The 16,105-nt window shown below is 64.4% G+C and carries 14 protein-coding genes; 9 read left to right on the top strand and 5 right to left on the bottom strand.

Annotated features, from left to right (window positions below):
• Window positions 1–43 precede the first annotated feature (43 nt).
• Window positions 44–679: a TetR/AcrR family transcriptional regulator gene (locus PQB87_RS31335; protein WP_027790700.1), complete on the bottom strand. Its 636-nt coding sequence runs from the start codon at window positions 677–679 to the stop codon at window positions 44–46.
• 99 nt (window positions 680–778) lie between these two features.
• Between PQB87_RS31335 and fabF the strand changes: the two genes are divergently transcribed.
• Together fabF and PQB87_RS31325 are read left to right on the top strand one after the other, a co-directional pair.
• The gene (gene fabF, locus PQB87_RS31330) at window positions 779–2,068 is read left to right on the top strand and encodes a beta-ketoacyl-ACP synthase II (RefSeq protein ID WP_489244314.1); all 1,290 of its coding nucleotides are present in this window, start codon (window positions 779–781) and stop codon (window positions 2,066–2,068) included.
• A 757-nt stretch (window positions 2,069–2,825) separates the two neighbouring features.
• Window positions 2,826–3,728: a hypothetical protein gene (locus tag PQB87_RS31325; protein ID WP_226127073.1), complete on the top strand. Its 903-nt coding sequence runs from the start codon at window positions 2,826–2,828 to the stop codon at window positions 3,726–3,728.
• Window positions 3,729–3,768: 40 nt separating this feature from the next.
• Here PQB87_RS31325 and PQB87_RS31320 read toward each other — a convergent pair whose 3' ends face one another.
• Window positions 3,769–5,463: an NfrA family protein gene (locus tag PQB87_RS31320; RefSeq protein WP_059687551.1), complete on the bottom strand. Its 1,695-nt coding sequence runs from the start codon at window positions 5,461–5,463 to the stop codon at window positions 3,769–3,771.
• Window positions 5,460–7,421, bottom strand: a complete 1,962-nt coding sequence (locus tag PQB87_RS31315; RefSeq protein ID WP_502291556.1) for a glycosyl transferase family protein — start codon at window positions 7,419–7,421, stop codon at window positions 5,460–5,462. The genes PQB87_RS31320 and PQB87_RS31315 overlap by 4 nt, the downstream gene beginning before the upstream one ends.
• Before the next feature lie 960 nt (window positions 7,422–8,381).
• On the opposite strand from PQB87_RS31315, the gene PQB87_RS31310 reads away from it, so the two are divergent.
• The 6 genes from PQB87_RS31310 (at window position 8,382) to PQB87_RS31285 (ending at window position 13,831) form a co-directional block, all read left to right on the top strand.
• Window positions 8,382–8,687, top strand: a complete 306-nt coding sequence (locus tag PQB87_RS31310; RefSeq protein ID WP_081064808.1) for a hypothetical protein — start codon at window positions 8,382–8,384, stop codon at window positions 8,685–8,687.
• A gap of 12 nt (window positions 8,688–8,699) precedes the next feature.
• Window positions 8,700–10,343: a DUF2334 domain-containing protein gene (locus PQB87_RS31305; RefSeq protein WP_111938985.1), complete on the top strand. Its 1,644-nt coding sequence runs from the start codon at window positions 8,700–8,702 to the stop codon at window positions 10,341–10,343.
• Between the two features lie 106 nt (window positions 10,344–10,449).
• Window positions 10,450–11,418 (top strand): alpha-amylase family protein, encoded by a 969-nt coding sequence (locus PQB87_RS31300; RefSeq protein ID WP_489243233.1) that lies wholly within the window; start codon window positions 10,450–10,452, stop codon window positions 11,416–11,418.
• Window positions 11,419–11,735: 317 nt separating this feature from the next.
• Complete coding sequence (locus PQB87_RS31295; protein ID WP_489243232.1) at window positions 11,736–12,935, top strand: aminotransferase-like domain-containing protein; 1,200 nt, start codon at window positions 11,736–11,738, stop codon at window positions 12,933–12,935.
• 12 nt (window positions 12,936–12,947) lie between these two features.
• On the top strand, window positions 12,948–13,139 hold the full coding sequence (locus PQB87_RS31290; protein WP_111938988.1) for a hypothetical protein: 192 nt from the start codon (window positions 12,948–12,950) through the stop codon (window positions 13,137–13,139).
• A gap of 95 nt (window positions 13,140–13,234) precedes the next feature.
• On the top strand, window positions 13,235–13,831 hold the full coding sequence (locus PQB87_RS31285; RefSeq protein ID WP_059687700.1) for a pyridoxamine 5'-phosphate oxidase family protein: 597 nt from the start codon (window positions 13,235–13,237) through the stop codon (window positions 13,829–13,831).
• Between the two features lie 10 nt (window positions 13,832–13,841).
• Here the strand turns inward: PQB87_RS31285 and PQB87_RS31280 are convergent, their stop codons facing one another.
• Window positions 13,842–14,123 carry a hypothetical protein gene (locus PQB87_RS31280; RefSeq protein WP_060064811.1) on the bottom strand — a complete coding sequence of 94 codons (282 nt, stop codon included), beginning with the start codon at window positions 14,121–14,123 and terminating at the stop codon, window positions 13,842–13,844.
• A 71-nt stretch (window positions 14,124–14,194) separates the two neighbouring features.
• Window positions 14,195–15,136, bottom strand: coding sequence for a transcriptional regulator GcvA (gcvA, locus tag PQB87_RS31275; RefSeq protein ID WP_175830040.1), 942 nt, complete (start codon window positions 15,134–15,136; stop codon window positions 14,195–14,197).
• A gap of 134 nt (window positions 15,137–15,270) precedes the next feature.
• Here gcvA and PQB87_RS31270 point away from each other — a divergent pair, with 134 nt between their 5' ends.
• Window positions 15,271–15,975, top strand: a complete 705-nt coding sequence (locus PQB87_RS31270; RefSeq protein ID WP_027790713.1) for an SDR family oxidoreductase — start codon at window positions 15,271–15,273, stop codon at window positions 15,973–15,975.
• Window positions 15,976–16,105 lie beyond the last annotated feature (130 nt).

Here is a 16,105-nt window from a genome sequence, read left to right as displayed (position 1 = left end):
GGGGTGTGGTTCGGGGGGGATTCGCCCCTTCGGCGATTGATTTCTAGTCGCGCCCGTCGACGTTGACTTCATCGAGGCCCCATGTGGCCGCAAGATGATCGCGCAAGGTCGCGAGAATCTCGTCCGATAGCGCGGGCAATCCCCGCGCGGTGGCTCGGGCGAGGATCAACCCGCCCACCATTGTCGACAGCATCGAAATTGCGCGAACCCGGTCCTCGGGTTCGATCTGCGCAGCCTCGGTGCCATCGGGCCTCCGCTGCGCGAATAGCGTCATGTAGCGCCCGATGCCTTGGGCGAAAGCGTCCGCGATCGCACCCGTTTCGCGTGCCGCGTCTGCCGCGAGCGCGGCCACCGGGCAGCCTTGGCCGATGCTGTCGCGATGCTGCGGCGACAAGTAATTCGCGACTCCGGTTCGAAGGAACCCGTCGGCGTCGGTGTTCGCATCGGCATCCGGTGTCTCCAGCTCGGAGAGTTTCCACTCGAACGCGTATTCCGCGGCCTCGGCCGCCAGCGCGTCCTTCGATTCGAAGTGCCGGTACAGCCCGCCGTGGGTGAGCCCGGCCTCGCGTGTGATGTCGGCCACCCCCACGCCGGTGAAACCGCGCTCGCGGTACAGCCGGGCCGCGGCCTGCAGGATGGCCAGGCGGTTTTCGGCCACCTGCGTTTTCGAGACTTTCATGAAGATCCTTTCGTGCGCATGGCATTGCGTGTTGATGACAATCATACTCAATACTGTATGATGTCGATCATCATCAATAGATCGACCAGGACAGAATCCATGCACATCACGCCCACTGCGAACCGCCGAATCGTCGTCACCGGCATGGGAATGGTCTCGCCGCTGGGTTGCGGAGTCGAGCTGGTGTGGCAGCGGCTGCTGGCCGGCCAGTCAGGCTTGCGCCTGCTGCCGGATGTGATGACGGCGGACATCGCGGCCCGCGTGGGCGGTGTGGTGCCCGATGTGCACGAGGATGCGTGCGGCGGCTTCGACATCGACCGCTTCGTGTCGACCAAGGACCAGCGCAAGATTGACCGCTTCATCGCCTTCGCGCTCGCCGCCGCGCAAGAGGCACTCGCGCAGGCGCAATGGGCGCCGGCCGACGAAGCGTCCCAGCGGCGCACAGCCACGGTCATCGCGTCGGGTATCGGTGGATTTCCGGCGATTGCGGGCGCGGTGCGGACGACCGAGATGCGCGGACCGAAGCGTCTGTCGCCATTCACGATCCCCTCGTTCCTCGTCAACCTTGCCGCGGGCCACGTGTCGATCAGGCACGGCCTGAAGGGGCCGATGGGTGCCCCGGTGACGGCTTGCGCCGCGAGCATCCAGGCCATCGGCGACGCGGCACGGCTGATCCGCTGCGGCGAGGCCGACATCGCGGTGTGCGGTGGCGCCGAGGCCGCAATCGATCGCGTCAGCCTGGGCGCCTTCGCCGCAGCGAAGACCTTGTCCACCGGCTTCAATGACACACCCACCCGCGCATCGCGGCCCTTCGACCGGACTCGCGACGGTTTCGTGATGGGCGAAGGCGCCGGCATGCTGGTGATCGAATCGCTCGAGCACGCGCTTGCGCGCGGCGCCGCGCCCCTGGTCGAACTCATCGGGTATGGCACCAGCGCCGATGCGTTTCACATTACCTCCGGCCCCGAAGACGGCAGCGGCGCGCGACGCTCGATGCAGACGGCGCTGACGCAGGCCGGCCTGACCGCGTCCGACCTGCAGCATCTCAACGCTCACGCGACCTCGACGCCGGTCGGCGACCTGGGCGAATTGGCCGCGGTGCGCGACCTGTTCGGCGTCGACGTCCCGCTCGCCATCACCTCCACCAAGTCGGCGACGGGCCACTTGCTGGGCGCGGCCGGTGGCGTAGCGGCGATCTTCACCGCCCTGGCCTTGCGCGATCAGGTCGTCCCGATGACGCTGAACCTCGAACAGCCGGACGCACTCGCCGAGGGCCTGGACATCGTGCGCGATGCGCCGCGGCACATGCCGATCGTTCACGCGATGGCCAACGGTTTCGGCTTCGGCGGCGTGAACGCCAGCCTCGTCTTCAAGCGTTGGGGAGCCTGATGGCGCCCGCGTCTGCGAAGCCTGCCGGGCGCCAATGGCCCGGTCGGCTCCTCGATCGGCGATCGGTTCACGGCCAAACGCTCGGCGGACGCGTGAAGTCCGGGCCATTCGCCGAAACCCTTCGGGACACGGTCTAATCGGAATATTCAATTGAGCATTCGCTCTCGGCATCAGCGAATGCGCCAGAGTGCGTCGGCTTCGGGGCGATCACGGCCCGTGATGACGTGACGGCGAAGCAATCTCAGGCCTGATCTGACGATGTCTGAGAGATCAGGGTTTCGACTTACCCACCTGATCTGACTTTGGCGACGGACGTTCTGGCCGGCCTGATTTCTTCGGGCCATTTCAACCTCGAGGCGCGGCCGTGGTGAGCGGCTCCTTTCGTGCCGCCGCGCTTGTCAGTCGAAATCCGTTGCTACCGGCTTGGGATGTCCGCAATCGTTTGCAAGCAACCACCCAGACATCGGCTTTACCCTTGGATGCCTCTGCCGCGTCTCCGCACCCCGCGCCGATGCGGCCGCGCATTTAATCAGTATTTCGTAACAATCGCCCGTCGCGACACCTCGGAGCCCTCGTATTCGATACCAATCCTAACGAAGTTTTGGGGCCCGCTACTTCGCGTATCATCCGATAATTAGCTTTTATTTTCGTCTAAAATCGCGCTTCCTCTTACTTTATAACGGAAAGCGTTTTGAAAGGACTGACGAAAAATCTCTCGCGCACGGCCATCGCCGCATGCGTCGCTTATGCCGGGCTCATGCCTTTATCCCGGCCCGCCGAAGCCCAGGTCGAACCTCTGAAGAATCCCGTCTACGGTGTGACCCTCGACGACCTGACCAAACTGGACGCCATCGTCGCGTCGCTGCAGAACCTGCCGTACAAGCCCACCGTGCGTGTCGTGTTCGATCCGGGTACGTCGGCCGCCGACTACTACGCGCCTCTGCTGCGCCTGCACGCAGTCGCATACGTGATGGGCGAAGTCTACGATTCCTACTATTTCCCGACGGATCTCGCCACGTACAAGGCAAGAACGCAGGAACTGGTGTCGCAGCTGAAGAACACCGTCGACGTCTGGGAGATCGCGAACGAAATCAACGGCGAATGGCTGCGTAACAACCCGAGCGGCACGAATTCCGTCGTCAACTCGCAAGAGCAGCAGATCGGCCAGATGGTTGCGGCGGCCAACCAGATCGTCAAGTCGAACGGCGGCAAGACGGCCATCACGCTGTACTACAACGACGACAGCAAGGGCAACAACTGCTGGGAGAAGCCGCAGGATTACTGGAAGACGTGGCCGACCGCGTTCCTGTCGTCGACGGTCCGCCAGCAGGCCGACTACGCGCTGTTCAGCTACTACCCGTATCAGGATTGCCCGGGGCTGAACCCGACGTGGAAGAACGATTTCGCGGCGCTGGAAAGCATCTTCCCGAACGCGAAGGTCGGCTTCGGCGAAATCGGCACCTCGGATACCTCCGCGCCCGCATCGGTGCAGCAGAACCTGATCAAGACCTACTACCCGATGGTCAACAGCATGGCCGATCCGCGTTTCATCGGCGGATTCTTCTGGTGGAACTACGCCGAGCAAATGCTCCCGTATTCGACGAGCTCGTACTTCCAGCTGTTGCGTCAGACGATCATCACGCTCAAGGCGCCCAACTAAGCGAAAAGCGCCATCCAGGAGCAAGCGTCAGCGTCGTTGGTTAGAACCACAATGTCGCGCGTACCACGAGACCACGTGCGCGTGCCGCTGACGTCAATCCGAACCGGTATTGCACCGTGACATCCAGATAGCTTGCCGGCGCGCTGTACCGCCCTTCGCGAAACCAGTACCGCAACTGGATGCCGGGCCCGGCGCCGATCGCCGTCTTTTCCGGCTGTCGATTGTCGTGATCGCCGGCCACCGCGGCGTGCGGGTAGATGGTCAGCCGATCGCTGATCATCGGCAAACGCCAGGTGTGCCCGTAACGCAACTCCGAATAAATGATGTATCGACCCGCGCTGATGAAGTACGCGCCTTCGACATACGCCTGCCAGCTGCGCCAGCTCGGTTCGGTCACCCTCAGGTCGGTCCCGGCCTCCGACGAATAACCCACGCGCATCAGCCAGTCCGTCATCGACAGGCTGCCGACGTGGAACAGCCGCTCGGCGGTCAGCACGACGTTCTGGTCGGGCAGCGGCTTGTAGCGCGCGCCCACCGAACCCTGCACGGTCGGCATGCCGGTCACGTTGCCCGTCCCGTCGTAGGCCGTGCCGTATCCACGCACGAAGAACTGGAAGATGCGGCCGTTCTGGTAGCCGATCTTCGGCGGCTGCCAATACGCTTCGATACCCGGCTGCAACACGCTGATCGTGCCTTGCGGGCCGAACGCGGCCGACTGGTACGGCGCGCTCAGCACGAACCCCCAGGTGCGCTGAAGCTGCTCGACTTCCCGTCGATAGCCGAACTTGTGCTGCGCATCGAATTTGTGTTCGTTCTCGTCGGCGTCGAGGCTGTGCTCGAACAGGTCGATGGACTCGTCGTTCAACCCGATCCGCTTGGCGGCATAACCCGCGTCCGCGTAGTTCATCGCGTTGCCGGCGCCGCCGGCGAATCCCTCCTGGAATGCGTCGAGTGCCTCGCGATCCTTGTGGTCGCGCAGCAGGTCATAAGCTTCCTGCAACTTCTGTTGCGCGGTATTGTCCACCGGCGCCTGGTCGGGCTGGTCTGCCTGCCGCGCCTGCGCCGCGATCGACGCGGCCATGTTGCGCTCGCCTTCGGTCGTCGCATCGCCGGCCGCGAGGTCCGCCATCCGGATCGCGGTATCGCGGTCGCCCGCCTGCAGGCTCAACTGCGCGATGCGCAACTGCACCACGGCCGATTTTTCATCGGCGAGCGGGGCCAGCGCAATGCCGGCTTCATGCGGACGATTCGCCGCGAGCGCGCTGTCCGACCAGGCGAGACGCAGGTTGCGCTGCTGCTCCTTGCTCCATTTCCCGGTTGCGACGGCGGCCGAGAAATCGCTGCAGGCGACGTCGTAGCGCATCTGCCGCTGCGCCAGGTAGCCATGCTGCGCGCGCACCGCCGCACTCTTCGGAAAACGAACCATCAGCGATTCCACCAGGGCGTCCGCTTCGTCGACCTTTCCTTCCCGCCTGTATACGTCGACGAGCAGCAGCCCGAGCTGTTCGCTACCGGGCTGAATCCTGATGGCGCGCGACGCATACACTTCCGCGAGCGGCAGGTCGCCGGCATTGATCGCCTTGTAGGCGCTGTCGGCGAGCCGGTAGGCTTTGGGCGTCAGCGGCTGCGCGGCGGAGGCCGGCGCGTGCCACGCCAGCGACACGGCGATCGCCAGTGCGCTCAACCGTGCGCAGCGCTTGAGGCCGGCCGCGATCGGGGGTTTCGAATGCTTCATGCCTGTTCTCCCGACGGTTTCGTCACGAGGGCGCCTTGCTGCGCCGCCGGGTCGCCGTCGCGTACGCGGGCGAGTTCGACGAAGCGCGAGTGCCGGGAGAGTTCGGCGGCAATCTCCGCATCGCAGGCGATGAAGTAGGCCACATTCGATCGGGCTCCGCGCCGCACGACGTCCTGTTCGTCCGGCGTGAGCGGTCGCCCGACCGCAACGTTCAACGTGCCGTCTTCCGCGGTCGAAAACGGCACGGCGTGGTACGCGTACTGCAGCTCGAATGCCAGCGAATCCGCGAAGTGGCCCACCGCGACGTTGCCGAGGCTCACCCGGGGCAGTTCGGCCTGCTCGGCGATCGCATCCGCGAGCGATTCGGCGGATATCGCGCAGCCTTCGACCAGCAGTTCACCGAGCCGTTTGCCGCAGGTCAGCTGCTTCTCGAGGCTCGCCTGCAATTGCTCCAGCGTGACCACGCCCCAGCCGACCAGGATCTCGCCGACTTTCATGCGCGCTTTCCCGAGCGCTTCGTTCGACAGGTAGGTATGGCTGGTCTTGTCCCAGGCGATGGGCTTGCCGGTCACCAGGTGGCCGATATAGATGCGCCACGCGCGGCAAACCGCATAGAAATTGATCAGGTTGTTGACGAACATCCGCGGGATCGACAGCAGCCCCTGGGTCGGGCCGTTCAGCTTGCTGACGAAATGGAAGCGCTGCCCGGCCCGCGCGAACAGCATGGCGGTGTTGATCCACAGCAGCGGCGCGACCCATTGGCTCGCCATGAAGAGCGGGGCGCCGACGGGGATGACATGGAGGGATCGCTGAAGTGCGCCGAGCAACAGGAAGTTGACCAGCACGCCATAGGCAATGACCGAAAACAGCGAGGTCACGATGCCCTTGCGATCGTGGAAGAACATGTATCGGGTGAGAAGATTGCCTTTCCAGCCGAGTTGCTCCCAGCCCTGAAAGGCGATGCCGAGGATCCAGCGCGTGCGCTGACGGTACGCGGTACGAAATGTCTTCGGAAAATACTCGCGCGTGGCCAGCAGGTTTCGATTGGCGACGCTGCCCGTTGCGCGTCTTTCCGCTGCATCGCGCGTGATGCCCGTCAATGGAATGCATGCAAAGGTTTCCTTCATCCCCAGGTCTCTCAACCGGAAGCTGAAGTCGTAATCCTCGGTCAGCGAACTGGTGTTGAACGGTGCGCCGTTGCGTTCCTTCATCGCCGCTTCGATCGAGCGCCTGCTGTAGCACGATGCAACGCCCGCGCCCGGGACGACGCCGGTCAGGCGAGCCCGAACCGGCACGTCCTTCTGGTGCGTTTCGCTGAAGTCGTCGAGGTAGCATCCGGCGACGAATTCGTTCCATTTTCGCGGCAAGGACAGCACGGGAAGCTGGACCAGGTCGCTATCCGTGACCGCGTGGTTGAGGTACTTGAGTTCGACCGGATGAATGACGTCCTCGCAGTCGTGCATGACGACGCCCGCGAATTGAATCCGGTGGACCCCTTCGTAGCGCAGGATCGCTTCGACGATCCAGTTCAGGCAGTCCGCCTTGCAGGTCGGCCCGTCGTTCATGACGGTCGCGCGCGTGACCCTGCCCGGGTACCGGCGGACCATCCGTTCGACCTCGGCCGTGGTTTCGGCATCGTTGTGATAGGTGCCGACGAATATCACGTAGCGCTCGTACTCGAGGGTCGCCAAGGTGTTTTCGATCATCTTGGCGATCACGTCGTATTCCTTCCAGGCCGGAACCATCAGCGCCAGATGCCGTTCTTCCAGCGCGCGCAGCATGCCGATATCGATCGTTTGCGATTTTTCACGGCGCAGGATGCGCCGGATTTCAAACGACCAGTAACAGGCATCCAGCGTGAGGTCATCCAGTGTGCTCACCAGGATGACAATTGCGGTCACAATGGCGACAAGGTTAAGTGCGTATAAGTACGCACTCCAAATCATGTTATCCATCATTTTTTCCGCGATTTTATCTTTTATTTGATTATTTCCCCTCGTATCGACGAAAGACGAAAGTTCCCTGTCCTCGCCGGCCCCGTCACGTCCACTCCGTGGCTTGCGCAGCGCGAATTCCCGCCGCTCGAAAAAGCCGGCAGCACGCGAGCTTTCCCGATGTGGTCACGTTGCATCGCGAACGATGCAACGTGTTCAGTGGATGACTTTTTGACAGCCCGTTTCCCGCTTGCCTGCCTGCCTCCGTCCCTGCATTCCTGATCGCCTGCAGCCGCTCTCCACCCGACGCTTGCGCAGTGCCCCCGCGCACCGACTCCGCAGCACACAGCTCATGTAGCAAGTCGTGCGCCATCGCTGCGCGACCCTTGACGTCAAGGGCATCGCAGGGTGCCGCACAGGATCGGCCCGCCGAATCCGAGCCAAATGTTTCAGTGCTGAAACACGCCATCGATCGACCGGATGACACATCGTTTTCCGACCCTCTGCCGGGCCCCGATTGTCGCTTTCGGGAAATCGCCACACGATTCCGGCGGTGACCGGCCGGATGAACCGGCGTCGAACCGGAAAACCGGTGCATCCGTCGTCATTGCACACGCATGTCACCCGCGGAAATTTTCGCGTCGTGCTCAGCGAAGCCCGGTGATTGACTGGTTTTCCCTGAATCGTACGAACAGGTTTCGCGCGTTTGTCCGATTAAATTCATGACACCGCCGCGTTGCACGCCTGAAACGTTTTATCGACGCAATTTTGAGCGGCGCCGATACGTCAATTTCACCCCCTTGGCGCATGCCCATTTGCGACCGATGGTACGGATCTAGCTTGAAAGTAAAGCCATCTCCTCCCGGATTTATTTGTCTGGTTTCAATTGCGCAGCAAAAATTAACGACATGGCGCCCCGATTCCGGAGGGTGATTCTCCATGCTCGTCTCGTGAGCGAGATGAACTTATTTTGCATATCAAAGGATGAAAATCATGCCTTCGCATCGCAATGAATCTTTTCGAAACGGGTTGAGCATCGCCGGATCACTCGTCGCATTGATCACCATGTTCGCCGTGGCCGTCGGCGTTCAGGATGCGAATGCGCAGGCGACAAGCAACGCTTCCGTCATGAACATCAAGCCGCCTCCGCTGCCGAACGGCTCGGCCCAGGTCAACGTGAAAGCAGGGATGTCCGACGAGGATTGGGAGAAGGCATACAAGGAAACGGGGCGCCCGAAGTTCAGCAAGAATTCCGTCAAGAAACTCAACGGCAATGTGCAACGTGACTAGGGAGAAACGGTCATGAAAAAGATCTTGCTCGTCATCGCCCTGCTAGCGGGGCTCGCGCAAATGACATTGCCGGGCACCGCGCACGCGCAGGCCACCACTGCCCATACGCTCGTGCTGTACGACAACCCGGCCAACGACCCATATTCGAAGCTCGGCCTGATGTACAGCATCATGCTGAGGAACCTGCTTGGCCATTTCAATGCGACGATCGATCTGGTTCCGATCCAGAACTACACGTCCGGCATGGTCGGGAGCCACGACGTCACGTTCTATATCGGCGACTACTACAACAACCCGATTCCGACGGCGTTCATGAGCGACGTGATGACCACCAAGAAGACGGTGGTCTGGTTCAAGTACAACTTGTGGCAACTGGCCTGGAACACGGCCTTCACGTTCAATCAGACCTTCGGGTTCAGCTTCCTGGGCCTCGCGGGGATGAACGCGACGCCGTCGGCGAGCAATCCGAATCCGGGCTTCTACGATACGGTCACGTACAAGAACCTGTCGATGGTCAAGTACTACGCCTATAACGCGTCGACGGGCGTCATCAGCGCGGATCCGGACATCGGATTGACCCAGGTCGTCGATTCCACCAAGGCGCAGGCGCTCGTCACCATCAAGAACAGCCAGAGCGGAGCAACCGCGCCGTACATCATGCGCTCGGGCAACTTCTGGTACTTCGCGGACATGCCGTTTTCCTACATCGGCCCGACGGATCGCTATCTGGTGATCTGCGACATCCTGCACGACATCCTGCAGACCAATGCACCGGTGAATCACCGTGCGCTCGTCCGTCTGGAAGACCTCGACGCATATACGACGACGAGTTCGATGCAGCAGCTGACGAATTACATGTACTCGAAGCACATTCCGTTCACGATGGCAACCATCCCGTTGTATACGGACCCGAACGGCTATTACAACGGCGGCGTGCCGGAGACGATCCATCTGGCGCAGGCAACCGGCCTCAAGAGGGCACTGAACTACGCGCTCGCGCGCGGCGGCTCGATCGTGATGCACGGTTATACGCACCAGTACGATTCGACGCCGAACCTGCTGAATGCAGTCAGCGGCAGCGACTACGAGTTCTGGTACGCGGTGCAGAACCGGCCGGTTGATGAGGACTCCATCCCGTGGGCGGAAGGCAGGATGGCCGACGGCCTGCTCGAGTTCACGCTCAACGGCTACAAGATCGTCGGCTGGGCCGCGCCGCAGTACCAGATGTCGCCGGCCGCGTCGTCGGCGACAGCCCTCACGTTCCCGACCACGTTCCAGCGGGCCGTGTACTACACGTCGACCAAGCCGCAACTCGGAACGGGTGCCGCCAACCAGGATTTTTCGGCCGGACAGTTTTTCCCGTACATCATCAACGCCGATTACTACGGGCAGCGGATCGTTCCGGAGAACCTGGGCAGCGTGCAGTACAACATCTGCAATATCGACCCGTTCTCGTGCATCACGTACACGTGGCAGCAAATCGTGACCAATGCCCAGTACGGCCTGGCGGTACGCGACGGTTTCGCGTCGTTCTTCTTCCATCCGTACTGGCTTGAACCGGATCTCGGATTGCCGGCGCTCCAGGACTTCCAGAGCATGATTACCGGCATTACGAATCTCGGCTACAAGTGGGTGGACGGCACGACGGCCAAGTGACGCAGGCGGAGCGACAGCCCCGTGCGACCCGCATCGGCAATGCGGGTCGCACGTTTGCGTTCGATCGGCTACGATGACGCGCAGGCATGCTTCCGGAGAGCCAGCGATGACCCCATACGCGATCCCGGCCTGGCGCAGGATTCAACGGCGTATGGGCCGGCTTCGGCTCGCAGTTCGACCGGGCCCGCTCCCTGTCGCGCCGCGTTCGCCCCGGGCGGCGACGCTCGCGGCGATCGGCGCCTCGCTCGTCGTGGCCGCCTGCAGCTGGACCGCGCACGACGTGCACGCGGACGGCATCGTCTGGCAGGTGGACAACTCGACGACGAATCCGGTCGGCAACTGGCAGATGCTCGGCATTCACGATCTGCTGATTCAATGGACCGTCGTCGACGATACCGCGTTCATCGCCAGCACCTCGATCCAGCCTGCCGCGCATCTTCCCGACTGGGAGCGCATCGGTCGTGAGCCGTGGGCCAGGAACGTCATCCTGGGGCTGGCCGGCTACCAGGACGAAAAACGGGCGCGCACCCATCTGTCGACGCTCGCCGACCAGTCGCTGGAAGTGGCGCGCGCACCGGTTCCGCTGCATGTCACCGGCTACTACTTTCCGGTCGAGATCGATCCGACCTGGCAGGACGCGCCAAAGCTCGCCGCCGTCCTGCAACGGCTGCCGCGGCCGCTCTGGGTGAGCGTGTACGACCAGACCAACATCGGCGGAAAGGCGCTCGCGGACTGGCTCGCGGCGTGGCTGCCCGCGGACGTCGGCGTGTTCTTCCAGGACGGCTGCGGTGTCTATGCCCGCGAGCCGTATGTCGCGCGCGCTTACCTCGACGAACTGGTTGCAAAGTTGGGCAAACGGCGCGTGCGGGTCATCGCCGAGGCGTTCAGGCCTGCCGAGCGGGGCGGATTCCGTTCGGCCAGCGCCGACGAGCTGGGCAAGCAACTGCTGGCGTATCGCGGTTATCCGGTTTACCTGTTCGATGGTCCGCACTATGTGTCGGACGACCTCACGCGCACGCTCTCGACGTGGAAGCCGAAGCCGCCGCCGGCCGTGCCGGTGGGCACGGCGCACTGATTCGGCCCGGTTCCGGCGAGCGGGAGCAAGGGAGCGTGCGGCGAAACAATCGGGCGGATCGGCTTTCCGGCGGCAACGCGTGCCCGGCACCCGGCGCCGGCACGCCGGCGTCCGCGGCCGACCGTCAATTTGCTGCTCCCGCGCCACGCCCCATTTGATGACCAAACCGCAAGACCTAGTGCATAGATATCGTTTGCCGCGGCCTTAATGACTATCGACAATCGTGGCTCGATTTCGCCGCCGTGGCGCCAGAAGCGCCGCGGTGGCCGGTACCTGGCGGCTATCCCGGCCGTCCGCGCCATCCAGCACACGACGACATGTACGCGTTCACTCCCTCATTCCAGAATCCCGCCGGCTCGCCGATCCGCGAACTGTTCAAGTACCTGTCCGAACCGGGCATGATTTCCTTCGCGGGCGGTTATCCGGCCAGCGACCTGTTCGACGTCGACGGCCTGAACGCGGCCGCCGGGCGCGCGTATGCGCAGCCGGTGCGCTGCCTGCAATACGGCCCGACCGATGGCCTCGCCGAACTGAAGCAGCAACTGATCGCGTTGATGGCGCGTCGCGGTGTGGCGTGCACGGCGGCAGAGCTGCTCGTCACGACCGGTTCGCAGCAGGGGCTCGACCTGTTGCTGCGCGTGATGGTGTCGCCCGGCGACGTCGTGCTGACCGAGCAGCCGGCCTATCCGGCGACGCTGCAGGCGATGCGTCTGCAGCAGGCGCGCATCGTGACGATTCCGGTCGACGGCGCGGGGCTCGACGTCGATCGTCTCGGCGAACAGCTTTCGTCCGGCGCGATCGCGCAGCCGAAGCTGCTCTACACGGTCCCGACCTTCGCGAACCCGACGGGCGCGACGCTCACGCGCGAACGGCGGCTGAAGCTGCTGCGTCTCGCGGTGCAATACCGCTTCCTGATCGTCGAGGACGATCCGTACGGCGACCTGCGTTTCGCGGGCGAAGCCGGGCCGTCGATGCTTGCGCTGGCCAACGAAGTGGATGGCGCACGCGACTGGATCGTGCATTTCGCGAGCCTGTCGAAGATCGTCGCGCCGGGGCTGCGCGTGGGCTGGACGATCGCGCCGGCCGAGATCGCGCGCCGCTGCGTGATCGCGAAGCAGACGGTCGACCTGTGCAGCACGCCGTGGACGCAGGCGACCGCCGCCGAATATCTGGCCGACGGCGCGCTCGAACGCCATCTGCCGCGCATCACGGCCGCTTACCAGCGCAAATGCGATGCGATGTGCGACGCATTGCGCGACGGCCTCGGCGATGCGATCGAATTCCATCGTCCCGAAGGCGGGATGTTCGTGTGGGCGCGGATCGGCGCGGTGTCGTCGGACGTGCTGCTGCAACAGGCGATCGCGAACAAGGTCGTGTTCGTGCCGGGCAAGGCGTTCTTCGCGGACAACGTCGACGCGGCATCGCTGCGCCTGTCGTTCGCCGCGCCGGACGTCGATGCGATCCGGGAAGGCGTCGCGCGCCTCGTGCGCGCGTATGGAGCGGCGCTCGCCGCGTGAGGAGACAGCAACGTGAATATCACCGTCAACGACACCGTATCGATGGGCGCAGCACCGCGCGCGGGCGATAACCGGCCCGTGGCGCACCGCTCGTCGCAGATCAGCGCAGGGCCGCAGTATGTGGCCGACGTGCTCGGCCGCTTCGGCGCACAGCCGGCGGACGACGTCGGCGACGCGGCGCCGGTCGTGCTCGGCTACAACTGAACCGCACGGCGACGGCCGGCGCGCTGCACGCGTGCCGGCGCCGCCGCAAGCGGTTAAGCTTGCGCGATCGCAACACGCACGATCGCCGCTTCGCCATGTCTGACTCAACCTCCGAATCGCTCGCGCAAACATACGAGCGCCTCTGGTCCTGCCTCGAATCCGGCGTGAGCGCGCAGCGTTCGCCGTTCACAATGCTGCAGGCCGCGACGCTCGGTATCGACGGCGCGCCGAAGGTACGCACGATCGTGTTGCGTCAGGCGAGCCGTGCCGATCGTGTGCTGTCGTTTCATACCGATGCGCGTTCGGAGAAGGTCGCGGAGCTGCGCCGCGATCCGCGCATCGCGCTCGTCGCCAGCGATCTCGATGCGCTCGTGCAGATTCGCGTGGAGGGCGTTGCATCGATCTGCGACGACGAAGCGCAACGCCGCGCGATCTGGCAATCGAGTCGCCCGCATACGTTGCTGCTGTATCGCGCACCGTTGCCGCCGGGCACGCCGGTCGAGTCGCCTGAAGCCGCGCATGTGTCGGCGAGCCCGCGCGCCAATCCCGACGACGACGGTTACGAGAACTTCTGCCTGCTTCACGTGAGCGTGACGCGCATCGACTGGCTCGAACTCGCGCGCGCCGGCCATCGCCGCGCGGTGTTCGACCTGCGCGAAGGCGGCTACGAAGGCCGGTGGATCGCGCCCTGAGCCGGACTGCTCACGCGCCGCTTTCGACGTGACGGGCCAATGCCGCGGCGAGGTACTGCTCCCCGTCGTCGATCGACCCGACGATCGCGGGCGCGCTGAGTTCTCCCCAGAACGGCAGACGCCACTGCGGATCGGGGTGATGCCCCAGGACGACGGCCCGATACAGGCCATCGGGCCGTTGCGCAATCAGCGTGACCAGATGCCGATCGGCGAGGTGCGTTTCGGCAACGGGTTGCTCGCCGGGCATCAGCACGCCCGTCCAGATGCCGCCGTATTTTTCTTCCCATCCCATCGGATCATCTCCTCGCCGCATATCGCCCGTTGCGGGGTTCGCCGCCGGCTGCCCGGGATCGCACACGGCGCCTACGCGCTGCTTCCCGCGCCGCGGCTGCCCGGCGAGTCGGGTGAATCGGGCGGCCGCCCGTCCGATGCCGCCTGCGTGGTCATCCACTCGCGCATCACGACGATGGCGTCGTCATCGCGCCGCTCGGCCGGATACACGAGATAAAACCCCATCGACAGCGGAAACGCGAAATCGAACGGCTTGCACAGCCGGCCGGCGGCGATGTCGCGCTCGACGAGCGGATCGGTGGCGAGCGCGATGCCCTGGCCGGCGACGGCCGCATCGATCGCGAGCGACGTCTGGTTGAAGCGCAGCCCCTTGTGCGGATCGAGGTCGACGGGCTCCGGCATCGCGGCGAGGAACTCGGGCCACAGGTCGTGCGCATCGTGCAGCAGCACGTGGCTTGCAAGCGCGCGCGGCGACGCCGGCGCGGCCAGCAGCGCGGGGCTGCACACGGCACACACGTCGAGCGGGAACAGCGCATGCGTGGCGAGATGCTTGCCGAACGGTGGCTTGCCGTAACGGATCGCGAGATCGACGCCGTCGTGGCGGAACGTCGCGATCTGCGGGTCGGCGATCACGCGCACGTCGTAGTCGGGATGCGCGTCGGTGAAGTGCGCGAGCCGCGGGATCAGCCACTTCGACGCGAACGACGGCGTCGTGCTGATGGTCAGCGCGGCGCGCCGCTTCACGAGCTTGTCGGTCGCGTCGGCGATCGCGTGCAGCGCGCGCTGCACGTCGGAGAAATACGCGGCGCCGTCGTGCGTCAGCGCGAGGCCGCGCGGCAGGCGTTCGAACAGCTTCAGGCCGAGCACGTCCTCGAGGTGGCGCACCTGCTGCGCGACGGCGCCCTGCGTGACGCCGATCTCGTCGGCGGCGGCGCGGAAATTGAGGTGTCGCGCGGACACTTCGAACGCGCGGAGCGCATTCAGCGGCGGCAGGCGGGAGGGGCGAGGCGGCATCGTCAGAATGTAGAAAAACTATCGGCTGGAGGCAGAAATACTGGTTCGACAGTCGGTATCGATGCGCCTACATTACCACCATGGCGCACCGAAAGGCGGTTGCGCGGCGGCAGGATTCGAATGAGGAGCAGATCGTGACTGTAGAAAAAGTGGCGTTGATCACGGCGGCGGGCAAGGGCATGGGCGCGGCGATCGCGCGCGAACTGGCGGCGACGGGTTATCGCGTTGCGCTGATGTCGCCGTCGGGCAGCGCGGTGGCGCTCGGCGAGGAACTGGGCGGGTTCGGCATCCAGGGCTCGGTGACGGAAGAAGCCGACATCGACCGGCTCGTGCAGGAAACGCTCGCGCGCTACGGCCGCATCGATGCGGTCGTGAACAACACCGGGCATCCGCCGAAGGGCGAACTGCTGGCGATCACCGACGACAACTGGCACGCCGGGCTCGACCTGATCCTGCTGAACGTGGTGCGCGTGATGCGCCGTGTGACGCCGGTCTTCCAGAAGCAGGGCGGCGGCGCGGTGGTCAACATCTCGAGCTTCGCGGCGGACGCGCCCGAGCAGCCGATGCCCGTTTCGTCGGCACTGCGCGCGGCGCTGAGCGCGTGGACGCGTCTTTACGCGGAACGTTACGCGGCCGAGCACATCCGGATGAACGCGGTGCTGCCGGGCTTCATCGACAGCTGGCCGGAAACGCCGGAGATCGTCGCACGCATCCCGGCCGGCCGCTTCGGCAAGACCGGCGAGATCGCGAAGACGGTCGCGTTCCTGCTGTCCGACGGCGCGGGCTACATCACCGGGCAGAACATTCGCGTCGACGGCGCGATCGTCAAGGCGCTGTGAACGTCGCGCGGGCGAGCGGCCGTGCCGCTCGCCGCGCAGTCGCTACAAACGCGTACAAACCAGACAAATCCGGGATACATCAGACCTTTCAAATGGGCGACGCCGCGTGAGCCGGGCGCGCCGGATTGAA

This window comes from Burkholderia sp. KL41 (assembly GCF_057005415.2).
This window is presented reverse-complemented; position numbering and strand designations above follow the sequence as displayed.

Bases quoted from the DNA above. Each gene is read 5' to 3' on its own strand.
- PQB87_RS31280 (WP_060064811.1), bottom strand. From the start codon at position 14,123: ATGGGATGGGAAGAAAAATACGGCGGCATCTGGACGGGCGTGCTGATG.
- PQB87_RS31335 (WP_027790700.1), bottom strand. From the start codon at position 679: ATGAAAGTCTCGAAAACGCAGGTGGCCGAAAACCGCCTGGCCATCCTG.
- PQB87_RS31305 (WP_111938985.1), top strand. From the start codon at position 8,700: ATGAAAAAGATCTTGCTCGTCATCGCCCTGCTAGCGGGGCTCGCGCAA.
- PQB87_RS31320 (WP_059687551.1), bottom strand. From the start codon at position 5,463: ATGAAGCATTCGAAACCCCCGATCGCGGCCGGCCTCAAGCGCTGCGCA.
- PQB87_RS31310 (WP_081064808.1), top strand. From the start codon at position 8,382: ATGAAAATCATGCCTTCGCATCGCAATGAATCTTTTCGAAACGGGTTG.
- PQB87_RS31285 (WP_059687700.1), top strand. From the start codon at position 13,235: ATGTCTGACTCAACCTCCGAATCGCTCGCGCAAACATACGAGCGCCTC.
- PQB87_RS31300 (WP_489243233.1), top strand. From the start codon at position 10,450: ATGACCCCATACGCGATCCCGGCCTGGCGCAGGATTCAACGGCGTATG.
- fabF (WP_489244314.1), top strand. From the start codon at position 779: ATGCACATCACGCCCACTGCGAACCGCCGAATCGTCGTCACCGGCATG.
- PQB87_RS31295 (WP_489243232.1), top strand. From the start codon at position 11,736: ATGTACGCGTTCACTCCCTCATTCCAGAATCCCGCCGGCTCGCCGATC.
- PQB87_RS31325 (WP_226127073.1), top strand. From the start codon at position 2,826: ATGCCTTTATCCCGGCCCGCCGAAGCCCAGGTCGAACCTCTGAAGAAT.
- PQB87_RS31315 (WP_502291556.1), bottom strand. From the start codon at position 7,421: ATGATGGATAACATGATTTGGAGTGCGTACTTATACGCACTTAACCTT.
- gcvA (WP_175830040.1), bottom strand. From the start codon at position 15,136: ATGCCGCCTCGCCCCTCCCGCCTGCCGCCGCTGAATGCGCTCCGCGCG.